Here is a 23,671-nt window from a genome sequence, read left to right as displayed (position 1 = left end):
AGATCACCAGCAGACCCAAACATCATGAGCACTCCTGAATCCTCCAATTCCGCAGCTTCTCCAACATCCACGCCAGTCGCCGCACCGGTGCAGGCACCCGCGGGCAACCCCAAGCGCAAAAAGGCGCTGACAGCGCTGGCCGCCGTCGTGGTGGTCGCCGGCCTGGGCTGGGCCGCCTATGAATACCTGGTGGCCAGCCACTATGAGTCCACCGACAACGCCTATGTGCAGGGCAATGTGATCCAGATCACGCCGCAGATCGGCGGCACCGTCATGGCCATCATGGCAGACGACACCGACTTTGTGAAAGCCGGCCAGGCGCTGGTGCAACTGGACCCGGCCGACGCCAAGGTCGCGCTCGAGCAGGCCGAGGCCGCGCTGGCCCAGGCCGTGCGCCAGGTGCGCACGCTTTACGCCAACAACGGAACGCTGGCCGCGCAGATCGCCTTGCGCGACGCCGATGTGGTCAAGGCGCAAAGCGACATCGCGCGCGCCAATGACGACTTGAACCGTCGCCAGTCGCTGACCGGCAACGGCGCGGTTTCCAAGGAAGAACTCAACCACGCCCAGACGCAGCTGGCCACCGCCAAAAGCGCGCTGGCCGCCGCGCAGGCCGGTGTGACCGCCGCGCGCGAGCAGCTCGCCAGCAACCAGGCCCTGACCGAAGGCACCAGCATCGAGCAGCACCCCAGCGTGCAGGTGGCCGCCGCCAAGGTGCGTGAAGCCTACCTGGCCACGCAGCGCGCCGGCCTGCTCGCGCCGGTCGACGGCTACGTCGCCAAACGCACGGTGCAGCTGGGCCAGCGCGTGGCCGCCGGCACGCCCATGATGTCCATCATCCCGCTCAAGCAGGTCTGGGTCGATGCCAACTTCAAGGAAGTGCAGCTGCGCAATATCCGCATAGGCCAGCCCGTCACGCTGGTGGCCGACCTGTACGGCAAGAAGGTCGAATACAAGGGCTCCGTCGCGGGCCTGGGCGTCGGCACCGGCGCGGCTTTCGCCTTGTTGCCCGCGCAGAACGCCACCGGCAACTGGATCAAGGTGGTGCAGCGCGTGCCCGTGCGCATCGCGCTGGACGCCAAGCAACTGGCGGAGAACCCGCTGCGCGTGGGTCTCTCCATGGAAGCCGAAGTCGACGTGAGCAACAAGGACGGCAAGACCCTGGCCGATGCGCCGCGCGACGCTGCCCTGGCGCACAGCCAGACCTACGGCGCGCAGGATGACGCGGCCGACAAGGATGTGCAGCGCGTGATTGCCGCCAACACCGGCAAGGCCGCCGTGAAGTCGGCCAAGGCTGCCAACGCGGCCAGGCCGGCGCCGCAGCCGGGCGGCGCAGCTCTGCCGGCCCAGGCCGTCGGCGATGCCCAGACCCTTGCGTTCAGCCACACGCTGTCGCTGGCCGGCAACCGCACAGCACCTTAAGCCGCTCACCCCAAGCAAGCGCAACCGCGGTCAACCCTCATCGCGGTTTCCATCCGCTCTTTCCTCGCAAGGCATTCATGGCTTCCGCACCTGCTTCCGCCTATATCCCACCCCCGCCGCTGACGGGGTCGGCGCGCCTCTGGGGCACGCTGGCCCTGTCGGCCGCGACCTTCATGAACGTGCTGGACACTTCCATCGCCAACGTGTCGCTGCCCGCCATCGCCGGCGACCTGGGCGTGAGCCCCAACCAGGGCACCTGGGTCATCACCAGCTTCGGCGTGGCCAACGCGATTGCCGTGCCGCTCACCGGCTGGCTGTCGCAGCGCTTCGGCCAGGTGCGTCTCTTCACCGCCAGCGTCATGCTGTTTGTGCTGACCTCCTGGCTGTGCGGCCTGGCGCCCAATATGACCACGCTGATCTTTCTGCGCGTGCTGCAGGGCCTGGTCGCCGGGCCCATGATCCCGCTGTCGCAGGCCTTGCTGCTGTCGAGCTACCCGAAAGCGCTGGCCGGGCTGGCCATGGCCTTATGGTCCATGACGACCCTGATCGCGCCGGTGATGGGCCCGCTGCTGGGCGGATGGATCACCGACAACATCTCATGGCCCTGGATTTTTTACATCAACATTCCCGTCGGCTTCGGCGCGGCCTTCATCACCTGGAGCATCTTCCACAAACGTGAAAGCCCCACCAAAAAGCTGCCCATCGACTCCGTGGGGCTGGCGCTGCTGGTGGTCTGGGTCGGCTCCTTGCAGATCATGCTCGACAAGGGCCAGGAGCTCGACTGGTTCCATTCCGGTGAAGTCATTGCGCTGGGCATCATCGCGCTGGTCGGCCTGGCGGCCTTCGTGATCTGGGAACTCACCGAAGAACACCCCGTGGTGGACCTCACGCTGTTCAAGAAACGCAACTTCTGGGCCGGCGCGCTCGCGCTGTCGGTGGGCTACGGCCTGTTCTTCGGCAACGTGGTGCTGCTGCCGCTGTGGCTGCAGCAGTACATGGGCTACACCGCCACGCAGGCCGGCATGGTGCTGGCGCCCGTGGGGGCTTTTGCCTTGCTGCTGTCGCCCGTGGTCGGCAAGAACATCGCCAAGGTCGACCCGCGCCGCTTCGCCGCCTTTGCCTTCATGGTGTTCGCGCTGGTGCTCTGGATGCGCTCGCACTTCAACACCCAGGCCGACTTCCAGACCATCATGATCCCGACCATCATCCAGGGCGTGGCCATGGCCTTCTTCTTCATCCCGCTGGTCACCATCACGCTGTCGGGTATTGCGCCTGAGAAGATCCCGGCGGCGTCGGGCCTGTCCAACTTCGTCCGCATCACGGCCGGCTCCTTCGGCACCTCGATTGCCACCACCATCTGGCAGGACCGCGCCGCCATGCACCACGCGCAGATCAGCGAATACGTGAACCAGGGCAGCAGCGCCACCAACAGCGCCCTCAATGGTTTGGCCGGCGCCGGCCTCACGCCCGAACAGGCCCTGGGCACCCTCAACCGCCTGGCCGACCAGCAGGCTTATATGCTCGCGGCCAACGACGTGTTTTATGTCTCGGCGCTGATCTTCCTGCTGCTGATTCCGCTGGTGTTCTTGACGCGGCATACCAAGGCGGGGGCGGGGAGTGCGGACGCGGCGGCCGGGGCGCACTAGCCGGTGTGATTCCCGTGACGCAGTCCTTCGAACTCAACACGCTTATCAAGGCACCAAGGCCGCTTGTGTGGGACAGCCTGATCGATACCGGGAAAATGAAGCTGTGGATGGGCGAGCCAGAGATGGAAATCGGCATAGAGACCGATTGGCAGGTCGGCAGCGCTATGGTGGTGAGTGGCCTCCACCATTTGCCCTTCCGGAATATCGGTGTGGTCCTGGAGTGCAAGCCCATGGAGCGGCTCAGCTACACCCATTTGAGCTCCCTGTCACAGCTTCCCGATGAACCCGAAAATTTCACGACTTTGACGTTCAGCCTGGCACCCCAAGGGGATGCCACATTGCTGACACTCATGGCGGCAGGCTTCCCGACGGTCAGCATCTTCAAGCACCTGCAGTTTTACTGGGCCGGGACGCTGGGTATCCTGAAGCAGTTCGCAGAGCGGTGTTATTGCCGCGATGCCTGAGTAGCACCGCAGGCGCGAACCTCTATGGTGGTCTCGCTGGTGTTTTGACAGCTCCGGCTCGCCCACGCAAGGGCTTGCACGGTCGTGTTGCAATCGGTGTTTGACGTGCGGGCCAGCGCATGCCCGCCAGGCCGCGCCGCAGTCTGGCCCCTTACACTAGCCCAGGCTTCGTCAACCCCATCACCACACGAAGGAGTTACCTTGAGCATAAAAAATCACCTGGGCCTTTTTCTCATCTCCGGTGCGGCCGTCATCTCGGGCTGTGCCACCACGACTCAAACCGGCTCGGCGCCCCAGGCCAGCGCTGCTCCCATGGCTGAGCTGCCTGCCCTCAAAGTGACCCTGGATTGCGGTCCCTGCGTGGTCAAACCGCAGATTCCTTCCCTTATTGTTGCCGGCTACAACGAAGCCGCCGCCAAGGCGGGGCGCAAGGTAACGACGCAGAAAGAGGCAAGCCTGACTGTCAAGTCGTACACGGCCCGCGAGGACGCCTCGCGTTTCCTCGCCGGGGCGTTCGCCGGCAAGGACGAGATCAAGGCCGTCATTGCCTACCAGGGAAGGACCTACTCCGTTGAAGACTACTACCGGAACGCCTGGCTGGGGATAGACACGCTTGCCAAGAAGATTGGCGAGATGAGCTACGCCGAGTTGAAATAGACGCCTGTTCCCGACCCCCACCTTGCCCACCCGCCAGGTCTAGGCTGCCATGTCAGACGCCGTATTCGCTTTGCTGCGACTTTCAGGAGACCCTGATTCGCTGGCATCTTGCCGCGATGCCCATTTCAGCGCGGAAGCCTTCGATTTCAATTCGGTGATTCCGATGCCGCCTGAACTTGAGATTGAAGAAAGCAGCGCGGTGACAACGGGTTACGACGCGCTTTACGGCGACTGGACAGAGCCCGCCAAGTACTGGACATGGAAGGAATCGGCCGCGAAGCTCGGCCATCCGTTTCCGCTCGAGTCCCGCGAACAACTGCTGGCATGCATTCGCAGCCTTGATTGCGCGGAGATGTACCTGGCGCCCGCGCGCCAGTACAAGGAGAACATCGAGAAGCACGGCTTTGGGTCCTGGTACGACTGGTGCAAAAAGCATTGGGGCTCGAAGTGGAACGCCGAAGATTCAAAGATTGAAGCAGGGGCTGATGCGATCACTGTCCGCTTCACCACTGCATCAGCCTTTCCCAAGCCGCTGGTCAAGGCGTTGTCGAAGAAGTGGCCGGCGCTCGAAGTCCGGGTCCTGTATGCGGACGAGCATCTGCGTTGGGGCGGTGACTATGTTCTCAAGGGCGGCCGGGAAATTGAGAAGCTCAATCGGCCCGCGGCGGACATATTGCGGGAGATTCGGAACGATGGCATCAGAACTTGACAGATCTTCTGACATACATTTCATGGAGGCCTCCAAGTCATGGCAGCATGCGTTCGCTTCAATCCATTAGTCTGGGCTCTAAACGCAATCCTGGTTTTCGCAATGGCCACGTCTATTGCTGCAGCAGCAAGCGAGACCGTTGATGCTCCGTCGAATTTCAAATATGCGGGAGGCGAGGTCCCGGAATGGCCGGCTGATGCTCGTGAGCCGCCGGAAAACGGAGCCTATTCGGTAGCCTGGAAATACCCTGTGTTCTCGGATAAAAACGCAACACGCCTCGGAAAGCTAAATGGCTGGGCTCGAACGGTTGCGCTGACAGCGTTGTTTCAAGGTGACACGGAGATTTCACGTCGAGCACGGGCCATGAAGGACTCGCGTGTTTTGGCGGAACTTGGCCGCGACAAAGAATTCCGCGGTTCTGCCAATACGCAATCTGAGTTGTTCCCTGAACATATCTTCGGCCCCTATATTCTCTTTACCTTGTACACGGAATGGCTTGGAGGTACCCGGCCGCAGCATGCCATTGAGACTTTGGTTTTCGACTACGCAGCGGGAGTCCAGGTTCCTGTTCAATCACTGTTCAAGGCCGACGCTCAGGAAGAACTGAATGCTCTGCTTGGTACGGCGATTGAAAAAACGTTCCAGGAGGACAAGCGCGCATATGCCGTTTGCTTGAAGAGCAGGTCTCGTGACCCAAAGTTGATCTGCGAAAGGCAATTGGACGACCATGACATGAATGCCTGTGTTAACTGGCGTTCTTTTGATTGGAGCCTGCTATCGATAGACGGCCCTCAAAAGCTCTTCCTCACATTTCCATATCATCCTGGTTGGCGCCAAACGTGTGGGGATGAAGCTTACGTACTTGAGGGGAAGGCGGTCGAGCGCTTGTTTGCCGCGCCGAACGTCTTTCGCAAGGGGCGTATTCCGAACGAATTGAAACCATGATTTCGTCCTGCACACGACATCAAAAATTCAATCTTTCGGCCGGCACCGCCTGAAAGCACGGGCACCGTTGCCGACGCATTGACTGCCGATATTCAGCTTGCTTGAGCAGGCGATCCGGCGGACGCCTCCACCGGCACGAGAATCGCATTGCCCGTAGCCACCAGCACCAACTCGTCGCCGTCCTGTTCGGCAAACAACTCCGCGCTCGCAAACACCTGCTTGCGCCCGGCTTTCACCACACGCCCACGCGCCACAAAGCCGCGACCCACGGCGGGTACCAAGCAGTTCACTGAAAAGTGCGAAGCCAGCACGCGGCCCGACACAGTGGCCGCCGCATAGCCGCAGGCCGTGTCCAGCATGGCGCCTATCAGGCCCGCATGCAGATAGCCCGCGTACTGGCCCATGTCCTCCCCGCGCCAGGCCATGTGTATCTCGGCCTCGCCGGCTGCGGCGCGAACAACCTCAAAGCCGGCCCAGCGGTTGAAGGAAGCGGTGTGGTTTACCGCTTGCAGTGTGTTCAGCAGGGTGGAGTCCGTCATGGCTGGAAATATAGGACGGACAGGGGTGGCGCGCTGTAGCGCGGGTGACAGGCGGGTGGCCGGTGACGTCACCGGCCCGTCAACGCGAGATAGGCCTCGCGCGTCTCGGGCGACACCGATGCCACGAGCTGCTCATGCGAGGTCTTGTGCCGCACCATCATGCGCGCCGAGGCCACGGCCTTGGACTTGCAGAACCAGTGGCAGCTGTGCTGCATCAGGAACAGCTCGGCTGACATGGTGAAGGCCTTGTCCTTGGGCGTGCGCTGGGCGCTGTTTTCCGCCGCACGCAGAATGCCCTGGGCGTGGACTGCCAGCATTTTCCGCATGTCGAAGCTCAGGCCCGGCAGCAGCTTGGTCGCGAAGGGAAACGTGATCGGCAGCTTGCTGGTGCGCGCCTGCACTTCATCGACCTTGGAAAAGCCCGCGGCAAAAAGGGTGAACTGCTCGCACAGCTTGAGTTCGCTGCCGGCGAGCTGGTTCCAGACCTGTTCGCGGCGCTCCGGTTCTTTCTCGCCCAGGGCCCGCAGGTAACCGTCGGTCAGGGTCTCCATCAGTTTTTCGATCTGGTACTGGCCCAGGTGGCTGCCCAGCAGGGCAATGCGCCGGCGTTCCTCCGACAGTTTGAGGATGTAGACGACTATGGCGACGCAAGTCACCAGGGTGAAAAATTCCATTATTGTTGGGACTTAAGGAGTGGGGCCTGTGGGGCAACTCCACAGTGTAGTCACCCTGCTCGAAATCCTGGCCGTCGTAGGGACAAGGTGCAAGCTGTTTACAGCACGACCTGCTTGTCAGCCAAGGCCTTGCCCCAAGTCAACAAGCGATAGCTGCGGTGTTCGGGCACAAAGTAGGGGTCGTTCTCCACCAGTTCGGCGGCGCGCTCCTTCGACGCAACCTCGAGAACCCAGAGCCCACCGACAAAGCCGCCACCCGGCGCTTCACGCAACCCGCCTGCGGCCAGGATCTCGCTCTCGTGCGCGCGCAGATAAGCCAGGTGCAGCGGCTCGCGTTCCCGGCGTACGGCCAGCATGCCGGGCTTGTCGTCAAAGATGGCTACCCAACGCATGAATTTTCTCCTGTTGAAATTTGAAGAGAGACGGCGAATTCACATCCGAAGCGGCTGCGCATACCCTGTCATTTCCAGATACCCCATACCCACAAGCTTGCCGTTGCTGTCGATCAGCTCACTCAAGCCTTCCCAATAAATGGAGCCCGTGGATTGGCGGCTGTCGAGCTCCTGGTTGTCGATGACGGCGCGCACGGTATAAAAATCGGCCGGCGTGCGGACTATCCATTCCACCGGGTAGCTGGTTTGCGTCAGCGGGCTTTTCCAGTAACGCACGGGCTTGAAGATGACTTCGCCGCGGCTGAAGCTGTACAAGCCGCCCGTGGGCGAACGGAAGGAGCCGCCGTCCCACAGCGTGCCGCCGTCCTTGCCGCGCAGCCGGAAGGCGGTCAGGGCGCTGCCGTCGCTCAGGTTCATGCCTATCCAGTCCCAGCCCGCGGCGTCGGGGTGCAGGATTTCTTCGCTCCACTCGTGGTCCAGCCAGGCCTTGCCGCTCACGGCAAAATCCCGGCCCTTGAATTGCACGGTGCCGCGTGTGGCCAGCTGCGGCTGGCTGTAGTAGTAGCTGGCCTGCTTTTCTTCGGGGCCTTTGCGCGACAGGCCTTGTTTGCCTTGCAGCAGCACCTCCTGTGTCTCCTCAAACGCCAGCTTGAGCGCGAAGTCGCTGGACGGCAACTCTGCGATGTACTTGCCGCCTTGGGCTTTGAGCGACCAGTCGCGCAGCTTGAGGTCCATGTCGCGTTCGCTGGCGGTGGCGATGCCAAAGCCGTCGCGCGCGATGCGCTGGTCATGCCAGAGTTTTTTGCCCTGCAGGTCAGTCAGGGCCGCATGGGCAAAGAGCAATTGTTTAGCGGCGAATTTCGAGGCCATGCCCTGGGTCGCGTCCACGCGCGAACGGAAGAAGGTGAGCTGGAAGCCGAACACGCGCTTGCCCGCTTCGGCACTGGCCTGGCCCGTGATGTACCACCACTCGGTTCGAAAGTCGGGATGGGCGCCGCGGTCGCGCGGGAACACCAGGGTTTTGGCGGGCAGGGCCTGGGCCGGACTGGTGGTGCCTCCCCATCCGGCCAGTGCGGCGCCGGCCAGCAGCAGGCCGCGCCTGGGCAGCAGGGCGGGCAAGGTGCGCGTGGGCGGCGGCAAGGGCATGGGAGTTTCTTCAGGCGGCGGGCGCGGGCCGCAGCAAGCTGGCGACCTGCGCCTGGGCGGCCGTGCAGTCGCCGATGGTCCCGGCCACCCACTCGGCGTTGTAGTAAGTCGGCAGGTAGCGCTCACCCGAATCACACAGCAGCGACAGGATGGAGCCTTGCTCGCCGCGCGCCAGCATCTCGTGCGCCAGCGCCAGCATGCCGACCAGGTTGGTGCCGGTGGACGGCCCGACACGGCGGCCCAGCAGCTGCGAAAGCGCCTGCATGGCGGCGATCGAGTCCACATTGGCGACCTCCACCATGCGGTCTATCACGGTGCGGATAAAGCTGGCCTCCACGCGCGGCCGGCCTATACCCTCAATGCGCGACCCTGCGCCGGTGAGGCCCGCATCCCCGCTGCGGTGATAGGCGGCAAAGACCGAACCCACCGGGTCGGCCACGCAGAGCCGGCTGTCGTGGCGCTGGTAGCGCACATAGCGGCCTATGGTGGCGCTGGTGCCGCCCGTGCCCGCGCCCACCACAATCCAGCGCGGCACGGGATGCCTTTCGCGCGCCATCTGGCTGAACATGCTTTCGGCGATGTTGTTGTTGCCGCGCCAGTCGGTGGCGCGCTCGGCATAGGTGAACTGGTCCATGTAGTGGCCGCCGCTTTCCCGGGCCAGCCTGCGCGCTTCGTCATACACCTGCGCGGCGCTGTCCACCCAGTGGCAGCGCCCGCCGTAAAACTCGATCTGCGCGATTTTTTCGGGTGAGGTGCTGCGCGGCATCACCGCGATAAAGGAAAGGCCCAGCAGGCGCGCGAAGTAGGCCTCGCTGACCGCGGTGGAGCCGCTTGAGGCTTCGACAATGGTCGAACCTTCATGGATCAAGCCGTTGCACAGCGCGTACAAAAACAGCGAACGCGCCAGCCGGTGCTTGAGGCTGCCGGTCGGGTGCGTGGATTCGTCCTTGAGGTAGAAATCGATGCCGCGCGCGGCGAATTCCGGCAGCGGCAGGGGGATCAGGTGGGTGTCGGCGCTGCGCTGGTAGTCGGCTTCAATGCGGACGACAGCGGCGCTGAGCCAGGAGCTGCTGGGGGTTTGGGGGGCGGCCATGGCCCCGATTCTCGCAGCAAGCAAGGCCCTGGTGGCCGGCTTTTAATGCCGGCTGGCCCTCCAGGAAGAGGGCTCGCCGAACAGGGCCGGGATCTCGCTGCGGCCTATGCCCAGGTCGTTCAGTTCATGGCTGCTCATGGCCATCAGTTCGTCCCGCTGCAGGCGGGTGGGTGTCTGTGCGCCGCCCCACGATGGTCCGAACCGGGCACTCGCAAGCCTGCACAGCGCCGCTGCCAGGCCCGCGAAGCGCTGCAGTCCCGCTGTGAGGCTGAATCCCGGTGAGACGGTGGGAATGGTGGCGGCAGGCATGGGGTGCTCCTTGGGGGGTGACGGTGTGGATGAAGCCAGGCGCCCATGGTGCAATTTATTCTGGTATTGTGGAAGTTGAGTTTTCTGATCAAACTTATCAGCATTCCTGATGAGACACCTTATGAAGCATCTTCCATGCGCGAATTGAACCTGGACCAGCTGCGCACCCTGGTGGCCATCACCGACCTGGGTACTTTTTCGGCCGCGGCCCAGGGCTTGCACCTGGCGCAGCCCACCGTGAGCCTGCATGTGAGCGAGCTCGAAAGCCGCCTGGGTACGCCGCTGGTGGTGCGCGGCGGCCGCAAGGTGGAGCCCACGCCGGCCGGCGCCGTGCTGGTGGAGCGGGCCCGCCGCCTGCTGCGCGACGCCGATGATGCGGTCGATGCGGTCAAGCGCCACGTCGAAGGCCGCGCCGGCCGCGTGCGCCTGGGCAGCACCACCGGGGTACTGGTCTACTTTTTGCCGCAGGTGCTGAAGGCCATGGAGCTGGCACATCCTGACATCGACGTCGAGGTCAGCATCCTGGGTTCGGCCGACACCCTGGAGCGGCTGGCGCAGGGCACGCTGGACGTGGGCCTGGTCGCCACGCCGCCGCCCGCGCAGCGCGGCATGGTGATTACCCATTGGCGCAGCGACCCCATGATGGCTTTTGTGCCCAGGCGCTGGAAGGCGCCGAAACACGCCACGCCGGCCTGGCTGGCCGGCAAGCCGCTGATCTTCAACGAGACGCCCACCCATATGTACCGCATGACCATGGCCTGGTTTGCCGACGCGGGCTTCACGCCGCGCGCGCGCATCGAGCTCAATTATTCCGAGGCCATCAAGAGCCTGGTGGCTGCCGGTTACGGCGCCGCCGTGCTGCCCCGGGAGGAGTCGGAGCAAGAGTCCCATGTGCGGCACGACGTGCAGCTGCTGCCGCTCAAGCCCGCGCTGGTGCGCCACACGGCCATGGTGCACCGGCCGCCGGAGGCGCTGGACGGCGCCACGCGCAACCTGCTCAAGACGCTGGCGAAGTTTCGTCAGGCCTAAGGTAGGGCGTGGTCTCAGCTCAAGGCGCTGATAAGGCAGCGTAGTCTCCATGGGCCCATTGCAGTCGTTACTTGCTTCTTCGTCGCCTTTTTTCGTTCTGCGTGTCGCAACTTGCCGCGAAAGATTTGCTAGCTTTATTACACTGGCTGCCAACTAGAGGCGAGGAGACTGAAGCATGTCAGTGAGGGTTTTGATAAACAGCGCTGCGGCGACAGCTGTAGTGGTTGAGCAGTTGAACAGCTGCAAGAGCGCCGCTTGGGCCGTTGCCTGGGCAACGCCGAGCAAAACCTACGAAGCTGCGCTCACTCATATAGCCAAATTCAGTCATTTAGTAATTGGTACCCACAGTTTCCATACGGCCCCCGAGTGCCTGCGTGAGCTGCGCAAATATTCGGCAGTGGCTATTCGAGGCAATGCCGGCCCTCTGTTTCATCCAAAGCTGTATGTCTTCGAACACGAGGATCGGTACACCGCTATCGTCGGCAGCCACAATCTCACTCGTGGCGCGTTCGAAAGGAATATCGAGTTGAGCACGGTGACCGATTTCGCTAAAGACGACCCGGCAGCGCAAGAGCTCCTCACTTTCATCGAGGTTCAGTCGCGTGAGCACTGCGTCATCATTAGCAATGCGTTTCTCGCGCGATACGAGGACTTGTACCGCCTCGCGAAGCGTCAGAAGAGTGATGTTGACCGCCTATACGACGCCATGCCTGACGCGCGCACGGAGGAAGCTCGAAAGCACACGCCGATCTACCTTGATTGGGAAACTTGGTTCCAACGGGTACGCGAGTTCGACCTTCACGGGCTGGAGAGGCGCCTGGAGGTGTTGCGCCGCATCAAAGAGGTGTTCCTTCGCAACGATAGCTTTGCAGGTATGCCAGAGGTTGACAGGCGACGCGTGGCTGGTCTCGCCACCGCCGAGATGATCAGGATGGACGGTGTCGACTGGAACTACTTTGGAGAGATGTCGAACACGCTGCGCTATCGAAAGTCTTTTGGAGAGCTCGTCCTCGAGCGGCCTGAGGGCATTTCCGATGCGTTGAAGCTAATTCCTGCGGATGGCCCTGTCGCCAGAGACGACTGGGGTGCTTATTGGGGCGCGCTCATGACTGCCGCCGGTGCAGGCGGAGGCATTGGCCGGGCTTCGGCCACCCGCCTCGCGTGCGTCAAACGCCCAGACATCTTTGTACCTGTCAACAGCAAGAACGAGAAGAAACTGGCGACGCTTCTAGACGAAGCGGTCTCACGGCTCAGCGACGGGGAGTACTACTGGGACAGGGTCGTAATGCCTATGTGCATGTCGCCCTGGTGGAGCTCAAATCGCCCGATGGACGGCTTGCAAGCTCAAGCGTGGGACGGGCGTGCGGCACTCTTGGATGCCTTAGTCTACGACCCGAGTTCCTAGCAAGTCACAGCCGAAGGTCGCCCCAGTCCGGGAGGGTCTAAGCTCGGAGAATGTCTGCATTTGGCTGTCAGCAGCCGTCCGCCTCATAGCATCTAGCTTGACTTTCACACTCTGTGATGCGGCGAGAGAGCTCAGAGCCACGCGCCGTGAAGAAGCGGTGCAACTCCGCGGCATAGCCGCTGCCCACGGCCTGTTTCACTGACGGGCGTGCAGCGAGTGCTGTGCGCCATGCGCGAACTTTTGGCATGTCGTCAAACAACCCCGTTTCACCAGCGCTCTCCAGTACATCGAAGTAGCGAAACACCGGGCCGAACACGGCGTCGACCAAGCTGAAAGCAGCGCCAGCGAAATAGGGGCCTTGCTCCGGCAGCACGGCCTCAAGCCGAGAAAACCGCTGCTGCAGGGTTTCACGCTGCAACTCGAAGCTCGCCGCATCGGGTGCGTTGTAAAAGGCGGCGATGGTGTTCAGCACACTGGAGCCGAACTCCATCCACGCCCGGTGCCGTGCGCGCTGGAGCGCATCGCCCGGGTGCAGGCGCGGCAGCAGCGTGTCGTCCAGGTATTCGCAGATCACGGCCGATTCAAAAACCGCGTCTTCGTCCACCAGCAGTACCGGCGTCTTGCCCAGGGGCGAGACGGCCTTGAACCAGCCGGGTTTGTTGGCGAGGTCCACATCGTGGCGCTCAAAGGCCACGCCTTTTTCGGCGAGCACGATGGCCGCGCGCTGGACGTAAGGGCACAGCGCGTGGCTGATGAGGGTGAGCTTCATGGCGCGCTCCTTGTGCATTCAGCGGGGCGCCAGCAGGCTGCTGCGGCGCGCGGCCCAGGCGCCGTCGCCGAGCAGCCATTGCGCCAGCGAGGCCACCAGCAGGAACAGCGGGTATTCCCAGCCGCCCTTGGGGCTGGTGAACACCCAGCCGTTGGGCCAGTGCACCCAGACCACGACCGCCAGCACGGGCGCCAGCAGCAGCGAGGCCTGGCGGCCGTAAAAGCCCAGCAAGAGCGCGGCACCGCCGGCCAGCTCGGCCGCGACCACGGCATAGGCCATAAAACCGGGCAGGCCCACCGATTCAAAGAACTGCGCCGTGCCGGGCAGGGTGAAGACGAAAATTTTCAGCAGCGCGTGGGTGATCCACATGGTGCCCAGCGCGATGCGCAGCAGCGCGGCGCCGTGGCTGGCGGCGAGGTTTTCAGCAGAAGAGGTGGTGTTCATGGTGCGGTGCCCGGTCAGGGGCGGGAGTTGAAGGAGCCGCTACTGTATGTTTGCAAGAAAGCAATGTAAATTAGCGATCATGAAAACATCGATTGCAAAAACGCAATACGCCTTGACGGCTTACGACCTGCAAACCCTGCTGGCGCTGGTGCGCGGCGCCACGCTGGCCGAAGCCGCGCGGCGGCTGGGTGCCGACGCCTCCACGGTGTTCCGCTCCGTGCAGCGGATCGAGAAAAGCTTGGGCCAGCGCCTGTTTGAGCGCTCCCGCCTCGGTTACCTGCCGACCGAGCCCATGCTGGGCCTGGTGCCGCATGCCGAGCGCATAGAGGCCGAACTCGAAGCCGCGCGCGCCGGCGCCCAGCACCCGCATGAAGGCGTGGCCGGCCGGGTGCGGCTCACGACCACCGACGCCGTGCTGCGCGGGCTGGTGCTGCCCTCCATCAAGCCGCTGCTGGCGCAGCACCCCCTGCTGCAGCTGGACCTGCGAACCGGCAACGAGCTGGCCAGCCTGAGCCGGCGCGATGCCGACCTGGCCCTGCGCGCCACACGCAAGCCGCCCGACCACCTGGTGGGGCGCAAGCTGGGCACGGTGCGTTTTGTGCTGTGCGGCCTCAAGGCGCAGGCCAAGGCCTTGTCGGCGGCGAAGAAACCTTCAGCGCTGGACGTGCTCGCCGGCTTTGACTGGATAGCGCCCGATGAAGCCCTGCCCGAACACCCCTCGGTGCTGTGGCGCCGCAAGCAGCTGCCCAAGGTGACACCGCGTCACTATGCCGACGGCATCGTGGCGGTGATGGATGCGATCAAGGCGGGGCTGGGGGTGGGCATTGTGCCGGTGTTCATGCTGGGCGGTGAGCCGGCGCTGGTGCCGCTGGGCGGCGCGCTGGAAGGTTGCGAGTCAGACCTGTGGCTGCTGGCGCATGCCGAGTCGCGCCACCTGCGAAGGATCGCGGTGGTCTACGACCATTTCGCGGCCAGCGTGCGGCTGGCCTGAGCTGTTCGCAAAATCAAAACGACTGGCTGGCGCCGGAAGAGCCGGAAGTGCGGAACACGACTTCGCCGCTGGGGATGTGGACCACGCGCACTTCCTGGCGGGTGGGGTCGGCGACGCTTTTGACGGCGACGGCGACCGCCAGGGAATAGTCCGCAAAAACATGGTTGGAACTGCTGGGCGGCAACAGGCTGCCCTTGACCGGGTCGACGTTTTCAATGCGGTAGTCATGTGGCGGTGCTTTGACGTATGCCATGGTGAAGACCTCTTTGAAGTGATTTCGGTTTGGGGGGGTATGGCCTCCATGGTAGGAGCGCAGGGCGGCGCCGTGATGACAATTGCGGGACAAAAACGTGACCATGCGTAAGCAAAAGAAAGCGCCTTCACCGGAAGGCGCTTGCATTGGCAAAAACTAAGCCGATGTGATTGCGGGAAGTCCCGCCGCTAATCCTTTAGTTCAGTGCAGGCCCTGGCCCGGGCTGCGCTCCGACAGCTCCAGTTTCTTCATCTCCACGGCCACCGACTTGAGCATTTCCAGCGAGGCCTCGGGTGTCTGCACGATGCCCAGCCAGCCGAAAAGGTGGTGCCGCAGGAACAGCAAAATCTTGCCGGTCAGCGGGTCGCAGGCCACCCAGTGGCGCGGCGTGTAGCAGGGCTCCAGCGCGCACAGCGGCGGGCAGTCCAGCGGATAGGGCGGGTCCAGTTCGGCGCGCAAGCCGGCCAGGTCCGTCACCAGGTCTTCAAGCTCCTCGGCTTGCAGCGTGAGCGGCTGCGCCATCTCCAGCGTGACGCTGCCATCCTCGTTGCGCACGGCCAGCAGGCCGTGGGCGAGCCGTGTTGCCATCTGCGGCGGCCGCTGGCCGGCCGCGCCTGTATGAGGGTTGGCGTGGGAGGCGGGATTGGCGTTCAGGGTGGTGCTCATGGCGTGCTCCCGTGCGTGAAGGAATGACAGAAGGGGGCGAATGTGTGACCCGGGTGCCGGGTCCGCATGTGAACCAGTGTGCGGCGCGGCAGGGCCGGGCGGCGTGGGAAACCGGCCTTGCGCGCTGTAGGACGGCGCGGCTGCGTGCACCCAGCCGCCCTCCCGGCCAGGCGCGGCCGCGGCCTACCAGTCTTCCTTGACCGCGAGCACCGCATCCTTGCCGGCAGCGGCGCGCCCGGCCAGCCAGGCGGTCAATGTGCCCGCCACCACCACGGCCGCGCACAGCAGGCCCAGGCGCAGCCAGGGCGCCATCAGGTCCATGGTCCAGTGAAAGCTTTGCGGGTTCACCACGTAGACCAGCACGGTGGAGACCGCCAGCCCCAGTGTGAGGCCGGCCAGCGCGCCTATCAATGTCCAGGCTGCGCCTTCTCCGGCCACCACGGCCAGGATCTGCCGCCGTGTCAGGCCCAGGTGGGCCAGCAGGCCGAATTCCTTGCGGCGCGCCAGCACCTGGGCGCTGAAGCTGGCCGCCACGCCAAAGAGGCCTATGGCAATCGCCACTGCCTGCAGCCAGTAGGTGACCGCGAAGCTGCGGTCGAAGATCCGCAGCGAGGTCGCGCGCAGCTCGCTGACCGAGGCCAGCTCCAGCAGCGCGCCAGCGCCCGACTGGCGCTCGGCCAGCGTGCGCACTGCCTGCTGCACCTGCGCGTCGCCCGCGCTGCCGTCCAGCCACAGCGCCAGGTCGTTGGCGCGCCGGTCGCCGCTCAGGCTTTCGAAGTCGGCCCTGGCCATCGCAATGGCGCCGAACTGGCGCGCATAGTCGCGCCAGACGCCGGCCACATAAAACGGCGGCGCCGGTGTGCCGGCGGCCGTGACGCCCAATGATTGCGAGAGCGGGCGAAAGACGGTGCCCGGCTGCGCGCCATACAGGTCGACCATAGGCTCGCTCACATAGATGCCGATATGCCCGGGCGGCACCGGCAGCAGCCGGCCCACCAGCGGCAGCGCGCTGGCCGGGTCGTCCAGCGGGCGCGCGATCAGGGTGACCGCCGGCCTGGCCGGGTCCAGCAGCAGCTGCACGGTGCGCGCAGCGCCCACGCGCGCCACACCGGGCAGGCGTCCCAGCGCCTCGACGAATTCCGGCGAAAAATAGGCGGTGTCGCTGGCCGAGCTGCCCAGCGCCGTGCGCACATAAAGATCGGCCGGCAGCACCACGTCCAGCCAGCGCGTGACCGATTCGCGAAAGCTCGCTACCATCACCGTCAGCGCCACCGCCAGGCTCAGCGAGGCCACCACGCCGCTGACGGCCACGGCCGCGCTTTCGCGCACGCGGCGCGCGCGCTCCACCGCCAGCAGCGGCAACAGGTGGTGGGCGACGTGGGGGCTGAGCCTGTCGTACAGCAACGCGATCAGCCAGGGCAGGGCCGTGATGCCGCCCACCAGCAGCAGGCCCACGGACACATAAGCCGCCAGCGGAATACCGAACAGCGGCGGCACCAGCGCCAGCAGGCCGCCGGCGGCGACCAGGGCGAGGCTGAGCCAGTGGCCCTTGCCGGTGCCACCGCTGGCACCCAGGCCCTTGAGGGTTTGCGCGGGCGGCAGCTTTTGCGCGGCCCGCGCCGGCCACCAGCCGCCCACGGCCGCGGCCAGCACGCCCAGCGCGCCATAGCTGAGAGCCGCGGCCCCATTCCACTGCAGGCTGGGCGCGACACCGGAAAAAAAGCCGCCGCCCAGGTCACCGCCCAGCAGCCGCAGCGCCAGCACGGCCAGCGCCGTGCCCAGCGCGATGCCCATCCCGCTGCCGGCCAGGCCCAGCAGGACGGATTCGGCCAGCACCAGGCGCAGGCGCTCGCGGCCGGTAAGTCCCAGCACGCCTAACAAGGCGAACTGCTGCGCGCGCTTGGCCACGCTGAGCGAGAGCACCGAGAAAACGAGAAAAGCGCCGGTGAACAGCGCCACCAGCGCCAGCACCGTGAGGTTGACGCGGTAGGCACGCGAGAGCCTGCTCACGCGTTCGGCCGCATCGCCCGGCGCGGTGGCCGTGATGCCGGGCGGCAATTGCAGCGAGGCGATAAAGCCTTGTGCCGCGGTGCCCGGCTTGAGCCGCACGTCGATGCGAGAGAGCTGGCCGCCCTTGCCGAACAGGTCTTGCGCGGCGGCGATGTCCATCACGGCCAGTGGCCCGCCGCCCGCGCCCACGCTGCCGGCCACACTCACGCCGCGCAGTTCGAGGCCGCTTTGCAGGCGCAGCGAAGAGGCGCCGAACAGCTGCCGCGCGGCCGGATTCAAAAACGCCGTGCCGGGCGCGAACAGCGCGAAGCGGTCGGCGTTCGACGCGGGCACTGGCATCAGGGCCGGCGCCATGGCACCGACCGCCAGCACGTCCACGCCCATGATGCGCAGCGGCAGGCGTTCGGTCTTGCCGGCAGCGCTTTGTGTGGCCGCATAAGTGCTGATCTCCAGCACCGGGCTGGCCAGGGCGACCCGCGGGTCGCCGGCCACGCGCTGGTAAAGGCTTTCGTCAAAGCCGCCCTGCACGGCGCGCAGTTCCAGGTCGGGCTGGCCGTTGACCGCGCGCACCGCCTGGGAAAACTCGCTGAGCGCCGAGGCATTGATCAGCTGCACCGAAAACGCCAGCGCCACACCCAGCATCACCGCCGCCGCCGCGGCGGCGTTGCGCCAGGGATGGTGTTTCAATTCCCGCCAGGAGAAACTAAAGAGCAGGGCGCGCATGGGCTCATTGTGCTTCAGCCCCGCAAATGCAGCGCCAGCCGGCATCTGTACCGGTACAGAAAGGGCTTGCCTGTTGCTGCCGGGAAAACACCACCTTCGTTTAAGCTAGGCCCTGAATTTTTCGTCCTCCCATGAAAGCCTGCTCCACCATGCAACTCCCTACCTACGACGATGTCACTGCCGCCGCCGCGCGCATTGAAGGCCATGCGCACCGCACGCCGGTGCTGACATCGGCCACCGCCCAGGCACGATGGGGTGCCCAATTCTTTTTCAAGTGCGAGAACTCCCAGCGCATGGGCGCCTTCAAGTTTCGCGGCGCCTTCAATGCGCTGTCGAAGTTCGACGCGGCGCAGCGCAAGGCCGGCGCGATCGCGTTCTCCTCGGGCAACCACGCGCAGGCCGTGGCGCTGTCGGCGCGCATGCTGGGTATGCCGGCGGTGATCGTGATGCCGCAGGACGCGCCCGCCGCCAAGCTGGCCGCCACGCGCGGTTACGGCGCTGAAGTAGTGCTCTACGACCGTTTCACCGAAGACCGCGAGGCGCTCACCCAGGGCCTGGCCGCCGAGCGCGGCATGACGCTGATCCCGCCTTACGACCACCCCGACGTGATCGCCGGCCAGGGCACGGCCGCCAAGGAACTGTTCGAGGAGGCCGGTACGCTGGACCGTCTCTACATCTGCCTGGGCGGCGGCGGCCTCACCAGTGGCTCGGCCCTGGCGGCGCGCGCGCTGGCACCGAAGTGCAAGGTCTACGGCGTGGAGCCCGAAGCCGGCGACGACGGCCAGCAATCGCTGCGCGCCGGCCGTATCGTGCGCATCGCCACACCCAAGACCATCGCCGACGGCGCGCAGACCCAGTACCTGGGCGAATACACCTTCGGCATCATCCGCCGCGACGTGGACGACATCCTTACCGTGAGCGACGCGCAACTGGTGGAGGCCATGCGATTTTTCGCCGAACGCATGAAGATGGTGGTCGAGCCCACGGGCTGCCTGTCTTTTGCCGGCGCCTGCAAGGCGCTGGAAGAAAAACCGCCCGCCAAGGGCGAGCGCATAGGCATCATCGTGAGCGGCGGCAACGTCGACCTGGCGCGCTACGCGGAGTTGCTGGCCGCGCGCTGAGCCGCCGCAAGGGCAGGGGCGCGAGGCTTTGCCCTGGGCAGCTGGGGCCCGCTTTTTTTGAGGCTTGCCGGCTGTCCGGGACGCTGGCTCGCGCGTGCCAGGCTGCCCGCGTTCGGACTTGAACGCGGTTTTAGTACGGAAAATCCAACAAACAATAGCCGCGCCAGGACAATGTCCGCGGGTCTGCCTGCTGAGTTCGCATACGGTTCAGGGTCTTAAAAAAGTGCTTCATCAAAGTGCTTCTCCCACCTGGCCCCATGGCCTGAACCCAGCGCGGCAGACCCGACCATGTTTAGAACCGACTACCAAAATCCTTTGCGCCGCATCACCCGCGTCGAATCCGATCGCGAGCGAAGCTGGCGAGTCTCCGTCCGCCGCTATGGGCAAACCATTGTCAGGTCGTTTACCGACCTGGGCTACGGCGGCAAGCGCAAGTCACTGGCCGCGGCCAAGATTTACCGGGATGCCCTGGAAGCGCATATCGCCACCTTTGACGCGGACCACCGCCTGTGGCGCCGCTCGCAAAAAAGCAGAGGCAACTCATCGGGAACGGTAGGCGTGGCGCGTTACCTGGCGCCTTCCAAAGTACCGGGCGGCCCGCCCGCTCCCTATTGGCAGGCGTTCTGGCTCGACGAGCTGGGCAAGCGCCAGAGCAAGGTCTTTCGGGTAGGCGCCCATGGCGAGAGAGGGGCCAGGCGGCTGGCCCTGCAAGCGCATGCCCGGGGCTTGGCCGAGGTGCATGCCGCCTTCCAGCGCAAGGCATGGCCGGAGCCCCAGAACAGCAAGCTGGGCAAGGAACACGAGTCCCTTCTTTTTGCCGCCGCCTTTGCCGCCGAATCCTTGCGGCCATGATGCCAGGCCGGCGGCGATGTCAAGCGGCCCGTATGCCGCCCGCGTTCAGGTGCAGTATGCGGTCGGCGCGCGCGGCGGCGGCTTCCGAGTGCGTGACCAGCACCAGCGAGGCGCCTTGCCCGCGCGTCTGGGCGATCAGCGCGTCCATCACGCGGGCCGCGGTGGACGGGTCCAGGTTGCCCGTGGGTTCATCGGCCAGCAGCAGGCTGGGCTTGTGCACCAGCGCGCGCGCAATGGCCACGCGCTGCAGCTGGCCGCCGCTGAGCTGCTGCGGCAAGCGCCCGCCCAGGCCGGCCAGGCCTACGGCTACCAGCATGGCCTCCACCCGGGCCGCGTCGGGCTGATCGAGCAGCAGCAAGGGCAGCGCCACGTTTTGCGCCACGTCCAGGTGCGGCAACACATGGAAGGCCTGGAACACAAAACCCACATGGCGGCGGCGCAGCAGCGCGCGCCCGTCGTCGCCAAGCACGCCCAGGTCCTGGCCCTTGAGCTGCACCGAGCCCTCATCCCAGCTGTCCAGCCCCGCCATGCAGTTGAGCAGCGTGGACTTGCCCACACCCGATTCGCCGACGATGGCAACAAACTCGCCGGGCGCGACATCCAGCGAGACGTCGCTGAAGACGGGGGTATCCAGATAGCGTTTGGCGAGGTGGCGGACTTGGAGCATGGGGTTATCGTACCCCCCGTCCGGGCTCACTTCGTGTAGCCCGTTCCCCCCTCAGGGGGCGGCGCCTGGGGCCGGCTTTGCCGGGCCGCAGGCGGGCGGCCCCGGAGGGGCTGGAGCCCGCGGCTCCAAGCCTGCCTGCTCAGGCTTGGACGGGCGACAGAGGCGAAGCGTCTCGCGAGCCGCGGGCCTGCAAGGCCTCGGGAGCTACACGAAGTGAGCGACCGTGGGGGCTAGTCTTTATTCCAACGTTCCAGCCACCGTGACATCAGCTTGCCGGCGGCTTCGCGCCCGCCCAGCCCGAAGGACAGCGCTACGGCGACGGCCACCGAGCCCAGCGTGAGGCCGAAGGCCAGGTGCACGATTTCGTTGGCGATGCCCATGGCGCGCAGGCCCATGGCGATCACCAGCCCCAGGATGGCCACGCGCGCCACGCCGGCCAACCCGGCCGTGTGCTTGCCGCTGGCCTTCTGGATGGCGTCGAAGGCGAGGTTGGAAATCCAGAAACCCACGGCCAGGATGGCACCGCCCAGCAGGATGTCGGCGCCGAAGCGGATGAAAGAGGCCACCATGACGCCCACCTGCTCAAAGCCGAGCTGGCCGGCCGCCTCGGTGGCGGCGAACAGCATGGCAAAAAACATCAGCAGGGTGGAGGCCAGGCGCGAGGGCCGGCCCGCGCCCGACAGCAGGTGCTGCACGCCCATTTTCTGCGGCAGGTTGTCGGCGCCGGCGCTTTCCAGCAGGCTGGCGAGCAGGCGCGAGGCAAAACGCGCCACATACCAGGTCAGCAGCAAAATCACCGAGGCGGCCACGATGCGCGGCACGGCCGCGAACATCAGGCTGAGCATCTGCGAGGCCGGCCGCGAAATGGCTTCTATCTTGAGCGCGTCCAGTGCCGCGATCAGCGAGGGCACGAAGACAAAAATGAAGACCAGCGTGCCGGCCAGCGCCGACAGGCGTATGGAGCTGTCCAGGCCTATGCGCTGGTTGATGCGGTCGGCGCCGGCGGCGGCCAGCAGGTTGCTGACCAGGCCGCTCAGCACCCGGCCCACCACATAGCCGACCCCCGCGATCAGCAATGCCGCGAAGGCGCTGGGCACCATGCCCAGCACCTGGTTGAGCATCAGGGTCACCGGCTCCAGCAGGGCGTTGAGCTCAAAGGCCTTGAGGATGGCCGGCAGCAGCATCAGGATGACCAGCCAGAACAGCACGTTGCCGACGTTGTGGCTCATGGGGGCCATGCCGGCTTCGCTGGAGAGCTTTTCGTCCAGCGTGGTCAGCGCCAGCGCGCGGGTGGCCAGCGCGCGCAGCACGGTGGCCAGCAGCCAGGCCAGCAGCGACAGCACCACGCCGGCGAGCAGCTTGGGCAGGTAGCCGATGATGTCGCTCATCATGCTGGCGAAGGGGTTGGTCAGCAGCGACAGGTCCAGCACGTTGAGGACCGCGATCAAGGTGGCCAGCAGCACCAGCCAGAACACACCCGCCGCCACCGGCGACTCGGCGTCCATCTGCACGCCCGAGCTTTCCTCGATGCGGACGTTGACCTTGAGCAGCCTCAGCAGCCGCCGCACGGCCGCGCGCGCGGCCACGGCCAGCAGCCAGCCCAGCGCCAGCACGGCGACGGCGCCCAGGATTTGGGGAATGTGCGCGCCCAGGCTGGCTTGCAGGGCGTTGGCAAAGGGTGACAGCTCCATGATGCGCTCTCCTTGTTGTTGTGACACTTCAGGCAGGCGAGACGGGTGCGCTTGTTACCTCAGGGGGCCAGGCGCGCCCCATTCTTGCAGCTATGGATGCGGCGATCAAGCCGGGCGTGTGGCGGCCGTATCCAGGCTGTGCGCAATGGCCTGCAGCACCTGCGCCACCGGCTGCCCGCCGTCGCAGGCCACCACCAGGCGCTGCGGCATGGAGCGCAGCCAGGTGATCTGGCGCTTGGCCAGCTGGCGTGTGGCGAAAACACCCTTGTCGCGCAGCTCCGCCATCGGGTAGTCGCCGTCCAGCGCTTCCCAGGCCTGGCGGTAGCCGACGCAGCGCATGGACGGCAGGTCGCGGTTCAGGTCGCCGCGCGCGCGCAGTGTTTTGACTTCCTCGATGAAACCGGCCGCCAGCATGGCGTCAAAGCGCTGCGCGATGCGTTCATGCAGCCAGGCGCGGTCTTGCGGCTCCAGCGAGATCAGGGTGAAGGCTTGGGCGGTGCCTGCGGTGGATTTGCGGGCCGCGCCTTGCGCATGGAAAAAAGACAGCGGCCGGCCCGAGACGCGGAACACCTCCAGCGCGCGCGAGATGCGCTGCGAGTCGTTGGGCGCCAGCCGTTCGGCCGTGGCCGGGTCCACGCGCGCGAGTTCGGCATGCAGCGCGGGCCAGCCCCGCGCGGCGGCTTCATCGGCCAGCCCGGCGCGCACGGCGGCATCGGCCCGGGGCATGTCGTCCAGGCCGTCGAACAAGGCCTTGAAGTAAAGCATGGTGCCGCCCACCAGCAGCGGCAGCTTGCCGCGTGCCCGGATGTCCGTAATCAGGCGGCCGGCATCGGCGACGAACTCGGCGGCGCTGTAGGCCTGCAGCGGGTCGCGGATGTCGATCAGGTGGTGCGGCACGGCCGCGAGTTCATCACGCGTGGGTTTGGCCGTGCCTATGTCCATGCCGCGGTAGACCAGGGCCGAGTCGACGCTGACGATCTCGGCCTCATGGCGTTGCGCGATCGCCATCGCGGCGGCCGTTTTGCCCGACGCTGTGGGGCCGGCGATGCAGATG

Annotated in this window: 25 protein-coding genes; 11 read left to right on the top strand and 14 right to left on the bottom strand. The window is 65.4% G+C overall.

Translation table 11 applies throughout. From position 1 onward, the window contains the following. The first annotated feature begins 24 nt into the window (after positions 1 to 24). The 6 genes from ACEN9P_RS02065 to ACEN9P_RS02040 all read left to right on the top strand — a co-directional run bounded on the left by ACEN9P_RS02065 (position 25) and on the right by ACEN9P_RS02040 (position 5,843). Positions 25 to 1,422: an HlyD family secretion protein gene (locus ACEN9P_RS02065; protein WP_495620944.1), complete on the top strand. Its 1,398-nt coding sequence runs from the start codon at positions 25 to 27 to the stop codon at positions 1,420 to 1,422. Between the two features lie 77 nt (positions 1,423 to 1,499). Continuing rightward, positions 1,500 to 3,068 carry a DHA2 family efflux MFS transporter permease subunit gene (locus ACEN9P_RS02060; protein ID WP_477662529.1) on the top strand — a complete coding sequence of 523 codons (1,569 nt, stop codon included), beginning with the start codon at positions 1,500 to 1,502 and terminating at the stop codon, positions 3,066 to 3,068. A 14-nt stretch (positions 3,069 to 3,082) separates the two neighbouring features. Continuing rightward, a complete protein-coding gene (locus ACEN9P_RS02055; RefSeq protein ID WP_477662528.1) occupies positions 3,083 to 3,532 on the top strand; it encodes an SRPBCC family protein in 450 nt (149 codons plus the stop codon). 201 nt (positions 3,533 to 3,733) lie between these two features. Continuing rightward, positions 3,734 to 4,189, top strand: a complete 456-nt coding sequence (locus tag ACEN9P_RS02050) for a hypothetical protein (RefSeq protein ID WP_477662527.1) — start codon at positions 3,734 to 3,736, stop codon at positions 4,187 to 4,189. A 49-nt stretch (positions 4,190 to 4,238) separates the two neighbouring features. Continuing rightward, positions 4,239 to 4,898 (top strand): DUF1281 family ferredoxin-like fold protein, encoded by a 660-nt coding sequence (locus tag ACEN9P_RS02045; protein WP_495620943.1) that lies wholly within the window; start codon positions 4,239 to 4,241, stop codon positions 4,896 to 4,898. Positions 4,899 to 5,000: 102 nt separating this feature from the next. Continuing rightward, positions 5,001 to 5,843, top strand: coding sequence for a hypothetical protein (locus ACEN9P_RS02040; RefSeq protein ID WP_495620942.1), 843 nt, complete (start codon positions 5,001 to 5,003; stop codon positions 5,841 to 5,843). Positions 5,844 to 5,935: 92 nt separating this feature from the next. Here the strand turns inward: ACEN9P_RS02040 and ACEN9P_RS02035 are convergent, their stop codons facing one another. The 6 genes from ACEN9P_RS02035 to ACEN9P_RS02010 all read right to left on the bottom strand — a co-directional run bounded on the left by ACEN9P_RS02035 (position 5,936) and on the right by ACEN9P_RS02010 (position 9,996). Further along, positions 5,936 to 6,382 carry a PaaI family thioesterase gene (locus ACEN9P_RS02035; protein WP_495620941.1) on the bottom strand — a complete coding sequence of 149 codons (447 nt, stop codon included), beginning with the start codon at positions 6,380 to 6,382 and terminating at the stop codon, positions 5,936 to 5,938. Positions 6,383 to 6,450: 68 nt separating this feature from the next. Then, positions 6,451 to 7,056, bottom strand: coding sequence for a hypothetical protein (locus tag ACEN9P_RS02030; RefSeq protein ID WP_495620940.1), 606 nt, complete (start codon positions 7,054 to 7,056; stop codon positions 6,451 to 6,453). Between the two features lie 98 nt (positions 7,057 to 7,154). Beyond that, entirely contained in the window at positions 7,155 to 7,448 is a 294-nt protein-coding gene (locus ACEN9P_RS02025) for a YciI family protein (RefSeq protein WP_495620939.1), read from the bottom strand. Positions 7,449 to 7,487: 39 nt separating this feature from the next. After that, positions 7,488 to 8,594 carry a lipocalin-like domain-containing protein gene (locus ACEN9P_RS02020; protein ID WP_495620938.1) on the bottom strand — a complete coding sequence of 369 codons (1,107 nt, stop codon included), beginning with the start codon at positions 8,592 to 8,594 and terminating at the stop codon, positions 7,488 to 7,490. 10 nt (positions 8,595 to 8,604) lie between these two features. Beyond that, positions 8,605 to 9,687: a PLP-dependent cysteine synthase family protein gene (locus ACEN9P_RS02015; RefSeq protein ID WP_495620937.1), complete on the bottom strand. Its 1,083-nt coding sequence runs from the start codon at positions 9,685 to 9,687 to the stop codon at positions 8,605 to 8,607. A 42-nt stretch (positions 9,688 to 9,729) separates the two neighbouring features. Beyond that, positions 9,730 to 9,996 (bottom strand): DUF1127 domain-containing protein, encoded by a 267-nt coding sequence (locus ACEN9P_RS02010; RefSeq protein ID WP_495620936.1) that lies wholly within the window; start codon positions 9,994 to 9,996, stop codon positions 9,730 to 9,732. 135 nt (positions 9,997 to 10,131) lie between these two features. Between ACEN9P_RS02010 and ACEN9P_RS02005 the strand changes: the two genes are divergently transcribed. After that, a complete protein-coding gene (locus tag ACEN9P_RS02005; protein ID WP_477662517.1) occupies positions 10,132 to 11,025 on the top strand; it encodes a LysR family transcriptional regulator in 894 nt (297 codons plus the stop codon). Between the two features lie 175 nt (positions 11,026 to 11,200). Continuing rightward, positions 11,201 to 12,430 (top strand): phospholipase D-like domain-containing protein, encoded by a 1,230-nt coding sequence (locus tag ACEN9P_RS02000; RefSeq protein WP_495620935.1) that lies wholly within the window; start codon positions 11,201 to 11,203, stop codon positions 12,428 to 12,430. 67 nt (positions 12,431 to 12,497) lie between these two features. On the opposite strand, the gene ACEN9P_RS01995 is transcribed toward ACEN9P_RS02000, so the two are convergent. Further along, complete coding sequence (locus tag ACEN9P_RS01995; protein ID WP_495620934.1) at positions 12,498 to 13,199, bottom strand: glutathione S-transferase family protein; 702 nt, start codon at positions 13,197 to 13,199, stop codon at positions 12,498 to 12,500. An 18-nt stretch (positions 13,200 to 13,217) separates the two neighbouring features. Next, complete coding sequence (locus ACEN9P_RS01990; protein WP_477662511.1) at positions 13,218 to 13,643, bottom strand: DoxX family protein; 426 nt, start codon at positions 13,641 to 13,643, stop codon at positions 13,218 to 13,220. Positions 13,644 to 13,722: 79 nt separating this feature from the next. Between ACEN9P_RS01990 and ACEN9P_RS01985 the strand changes: the two genes are divergently transcribed. Beyond that, positions 13,723 to 14,634, top strand: a complete 912-nt coding sequence (locus ACEN9P_RS01985) for a LysR family transcriptional regulator (protein WP_495620933.1) — start codon at positions 13,723 to 13,725, stop codon at positions 14,632 to 14,634. Positions 14,635 to 14,647: 13 nt separating this feature from the next. Here ACEN9P_RS01985 and ACEN9P_RS01980 read toward each other — a convergent pair whose 3' ends face one another. From ACEN9P_RS01980 to ACEN9P_RS01970, 3 genes are all read right to left on the bottom strand, one after another. Continuing rightward, positions 14,648 to 14,887, bottom strand: coding sequence for a hypothetical protein (locus ACEN9P_RS01980; RefSeq protein WP_413329346.1), 240 nt, complete (start codon positions 14,885 to 14,887; stop codon positions 14,648 to 14,650). Between the two features lie 201 nt (positions 14,888 to 15,088). Further along, the gene (locus ACEN9P_RS01975) at positions 15,089 to 15,553 is read right to left on the bottom strand and encodes a hypothetical protein (RefSeq protein WP_477662509.1); all 465 of its coding nucleotides are present in this window, start codon (positions 15,551 to 15,553) and stop codon (positions 15,089 to 15,091) included. Positions 15,554 to 15,736: 183 nt separating this feature from the next. Further along, positions 15,737 to 18,286 (bottom strand): FtsX-like permease family protein, encoded by a 2,550-nt coding sequence (locus ACEN9P_RS01970; RefSeq protein ID WP_495620932.1) that lies wholly within the window; start codon positions 18,284 to 18,286, stop codon positions 15,737 to 15,739. Between the two features lie 149 nt (positions 18,287 to 18,435). Between ACEN9P_RS01970 and ACEN9P_RS01965 the strand changes: the two genes are divergently transcribed. Both ACEN9P_RS01965 and ACEN9P_RS01960 read left to right on the top strand, forming a co-directional pair. Then, positions 18,436 to 19,407 (top strand): threo-3-hydroxy-L-aspartate ammonia-lyase, encoded by a 972-nt coding sequence (locus tag ACEN9P_RS01965; protein ID WP_495620931.1) that lies wholly within the window; start codon positions 18,436 to 18,438, stop codon positions 19,405 to 19,407. Positions 19,408 to 19,695: 288 nt separating this feature from the next. Continuing rightward, positions 19,696 to 20,259, top strand: coding sequence for a hypothetical protein (locus ACEN9P_RS01960; RefSeq protein WP_495620930.1), 564 nt, complete (start codon positions 19,696 to 19,698; stop codon positions 20,257 to 20,259). 19 nt (positions 20,260 to 20,278) lie between these two features. On the opposite strand, the gene ACEN9P_RS01955 is transcribed toward ACEN9P_RS01960, so the two are convergent. The 3 genes from ACEN9P_RS01955 to miaA form a co-directional block, all read right to left on the bottom strand. Continuing rightward, positions 20,279 to 20,926, bottom strand: coding sequence for an ABC transporter ATP-binding protein (locus ACEN9P_RS01955; protein ID WP_477662505.1), 648 nt, complete (start codon positions 20,924 to 20,926; stop codon positions 20,279 to 20,281). 230 nt (positions 20,927 to 21,156) lie between these two features. Continuing rightward, positions 21,157 to 22,617, bottom strand: coding sequence for a mechanosensitive ion channel (locus tag ACEN9P_RS01950; protein WP_495620929.1), 1,461 nt, complete (start codon positions 22,615 to 22,617; stop codon positions 21,157 to 21,159). Positions 22,618 to 22,722: 105 nt separating this feature from the next. After that, on the bottom strand, positions 22,723 to 23,625 hold the full coding sequence (miaA, locus tag ACEN9P_RS01945; RefSeq protein WP_495622122.1) for a tRNA (adenosine(37)-N6)-dimethylallyltransferase MiaA: 903 nt from the start codon (positions 23,623 to 23,625) through the stop codon (positions 22,723 to 22,725). Positions 23,626 to 23,671 lie beyond the last annotated feature (46 nt).

It is taken from the genome of Polaromonas sp. Polasp52 (genome assembly GCF_059491565.1).
The sequence above is the reverse complement of the archived record's forward strand: the minus strand, read 5'-3'. Positions and strand labels throughout refer to the sequence as shown.

Coding starts and splice junctions, on each gene's coding strand:
- ACEN9P_RS01995 (WP_495620934.1), bottom strand. CDS start 13,199: ATGAAGCTCACCCTCATCAGCCACGCGCTGTGCCCTTACGTCCAGCGC.
- ACEN9P_RS01950 (WP_495620929.1), bottom strand. CDS start 22,617: ATGGAGCTGTCACCCTTTGCCAACGCCCTGCAAGCCAGCCTGGGCGCG.
- ACEN9P_RS01980 (WP_413329346.1), bottom strand. CDS start 14,887: ATGGCATACGTCAAAGCACCGCCACATGACTACCGCATTGAAAACGTC.
- ACEN9P_RS02065 (WP_495620944.1), top strand. CDS start 25: ATGAGCACTCCTGAATCCTCCAATTCCGCAGCTTCTCCAACATCCACG.
- ACEN9P_RS02025 (WP_495620939.1), bottom strand. CDS start 7,448: ATGCGTTGGGTAGCCATCTTTGACGACAAGCCCGGCATGCTGGCCGTA.
- ACEN9P_RS02030 (WP_495620940.1), bottom strand. CDS start 7,056: ATGGAATTTTTCACCCTGGTGACTTGCGTCGCCATAGTCGTCTACATC.
- ACEN9P_RS02000 (WP_495620935.1), top strand. CDS start 11,201: ATGTCAGTGAGGGTTTTGATAAACAGCGCTGCGGCGACAGCTGTAGTG.
- ACEN9P_RS01990 (WP_477662511.1), bottom strand. CDS start 13,643: ATGAACACCACCTCTTCTGCTGAAAACCTCGCCGCCAGCCACGGCGCC.
- miaA (WP_495622122.1), bottom strand. CDS start 23,625: ATGGCGATCGCGCAACGCCATGAGGCCGAGATCGTCAGCGTCGACTCG.
- ACEN9P_RS01965 (WP_495620931.1), top strand. CDS start 18,436: ATGCAACTCCCTACCTACGACGATGTCACTGCCGCCGCCGCGCGCATT.
- ACEN9P_RS01970 (WP_495620932.1), bottom strand. CDS start 18,286: ATGCGCGCCCTGCTCTTTAGTTTCTCCTGGCGGGAATTGAAACACCAT.
- ACEN9P_RS02020 (WP_495620938.1), bottom strand. CDS start 8,594: ATGCCCTTGCCGCCGCCCACGCGCACCTTGCCCGCCCTGCTGCCCAGG.
- ACEN9P_RS02015 (WP_495620937.1), bottom strand. CDS start 9,687: ATGGCCGCCCCCCAAACCCCCAGCAGCTCCTGGCTCAGCGCCGCTGTC.
- ACEN9P_RS02060 (WP_477662529.1), top strand. CDS start 1,500: ATGGCTTCCGCACCTGCTTCCGCCTATATCCCACCCCCGCCGCTGACG.
- ACEN9P_RS01985 (WP_495620933.1), top strand. CDS start 13,723: ATGAAAACATCGATTGCAAAAACGCAATACGCCTTGACGGCTTACGAC.
- ACEN9P_RS01960 (WP_495620930.1), top strand. CDS start 19,696: ATGTTTAGAACCGACTACCAAAATCCTTTGCGCCGCATCACCCGCGTC.
- ACEN9P_RS02045 (WP_495620943.1), top strand. CDS start 4,239: ATGTCAGACGCCGTATTCGCTTTGCTGCGACTTTCAGGAGACCCTGAT.
- ACEN9P_RS02010 (WP_495620936.1), bottom strand. CDS start 9,996: ATGCCTGCCGCCACCATTCCCACCGTCTCACCGGGATTCAGCCTCACA.
- ACEN9P_RS02035 (WP_495620941.1), bottom strand. CDS start 6,382: ATGACGGACTCCACCCTGCTGAACACACTGCAAGCGGTAAACCACACC.
- ACEN9P_RS01975 (WP_477662509.1), bottom strand. CDS start 15,553: ATGAGCACCACCCTGAACGCCAATCCCGCCTCCCACGCCAACCCTCAT.
- ACEN9P_RS01955 (WP_477662505.1), bottom strand. CDS start 20,926: ATGCTCCAAGTCCGCCACCTCGCCAAACGCTATCTGGATACCCCCGTC.
- ACEN9P_RS02040 (WP_495620942.1), top strand. CDS start 5,001: ATGGCCACGTCTATTGCTGCAGCAGCAAGCGAGACCGTTGATGCTCCG.
- ACEN9P_RS02005 (WP_477662517.1), top strand. CDS start 10,132: ATGCGCGAATTGAACCTGGACCAGCTGCGCACCCTGGTGGCCATCACC.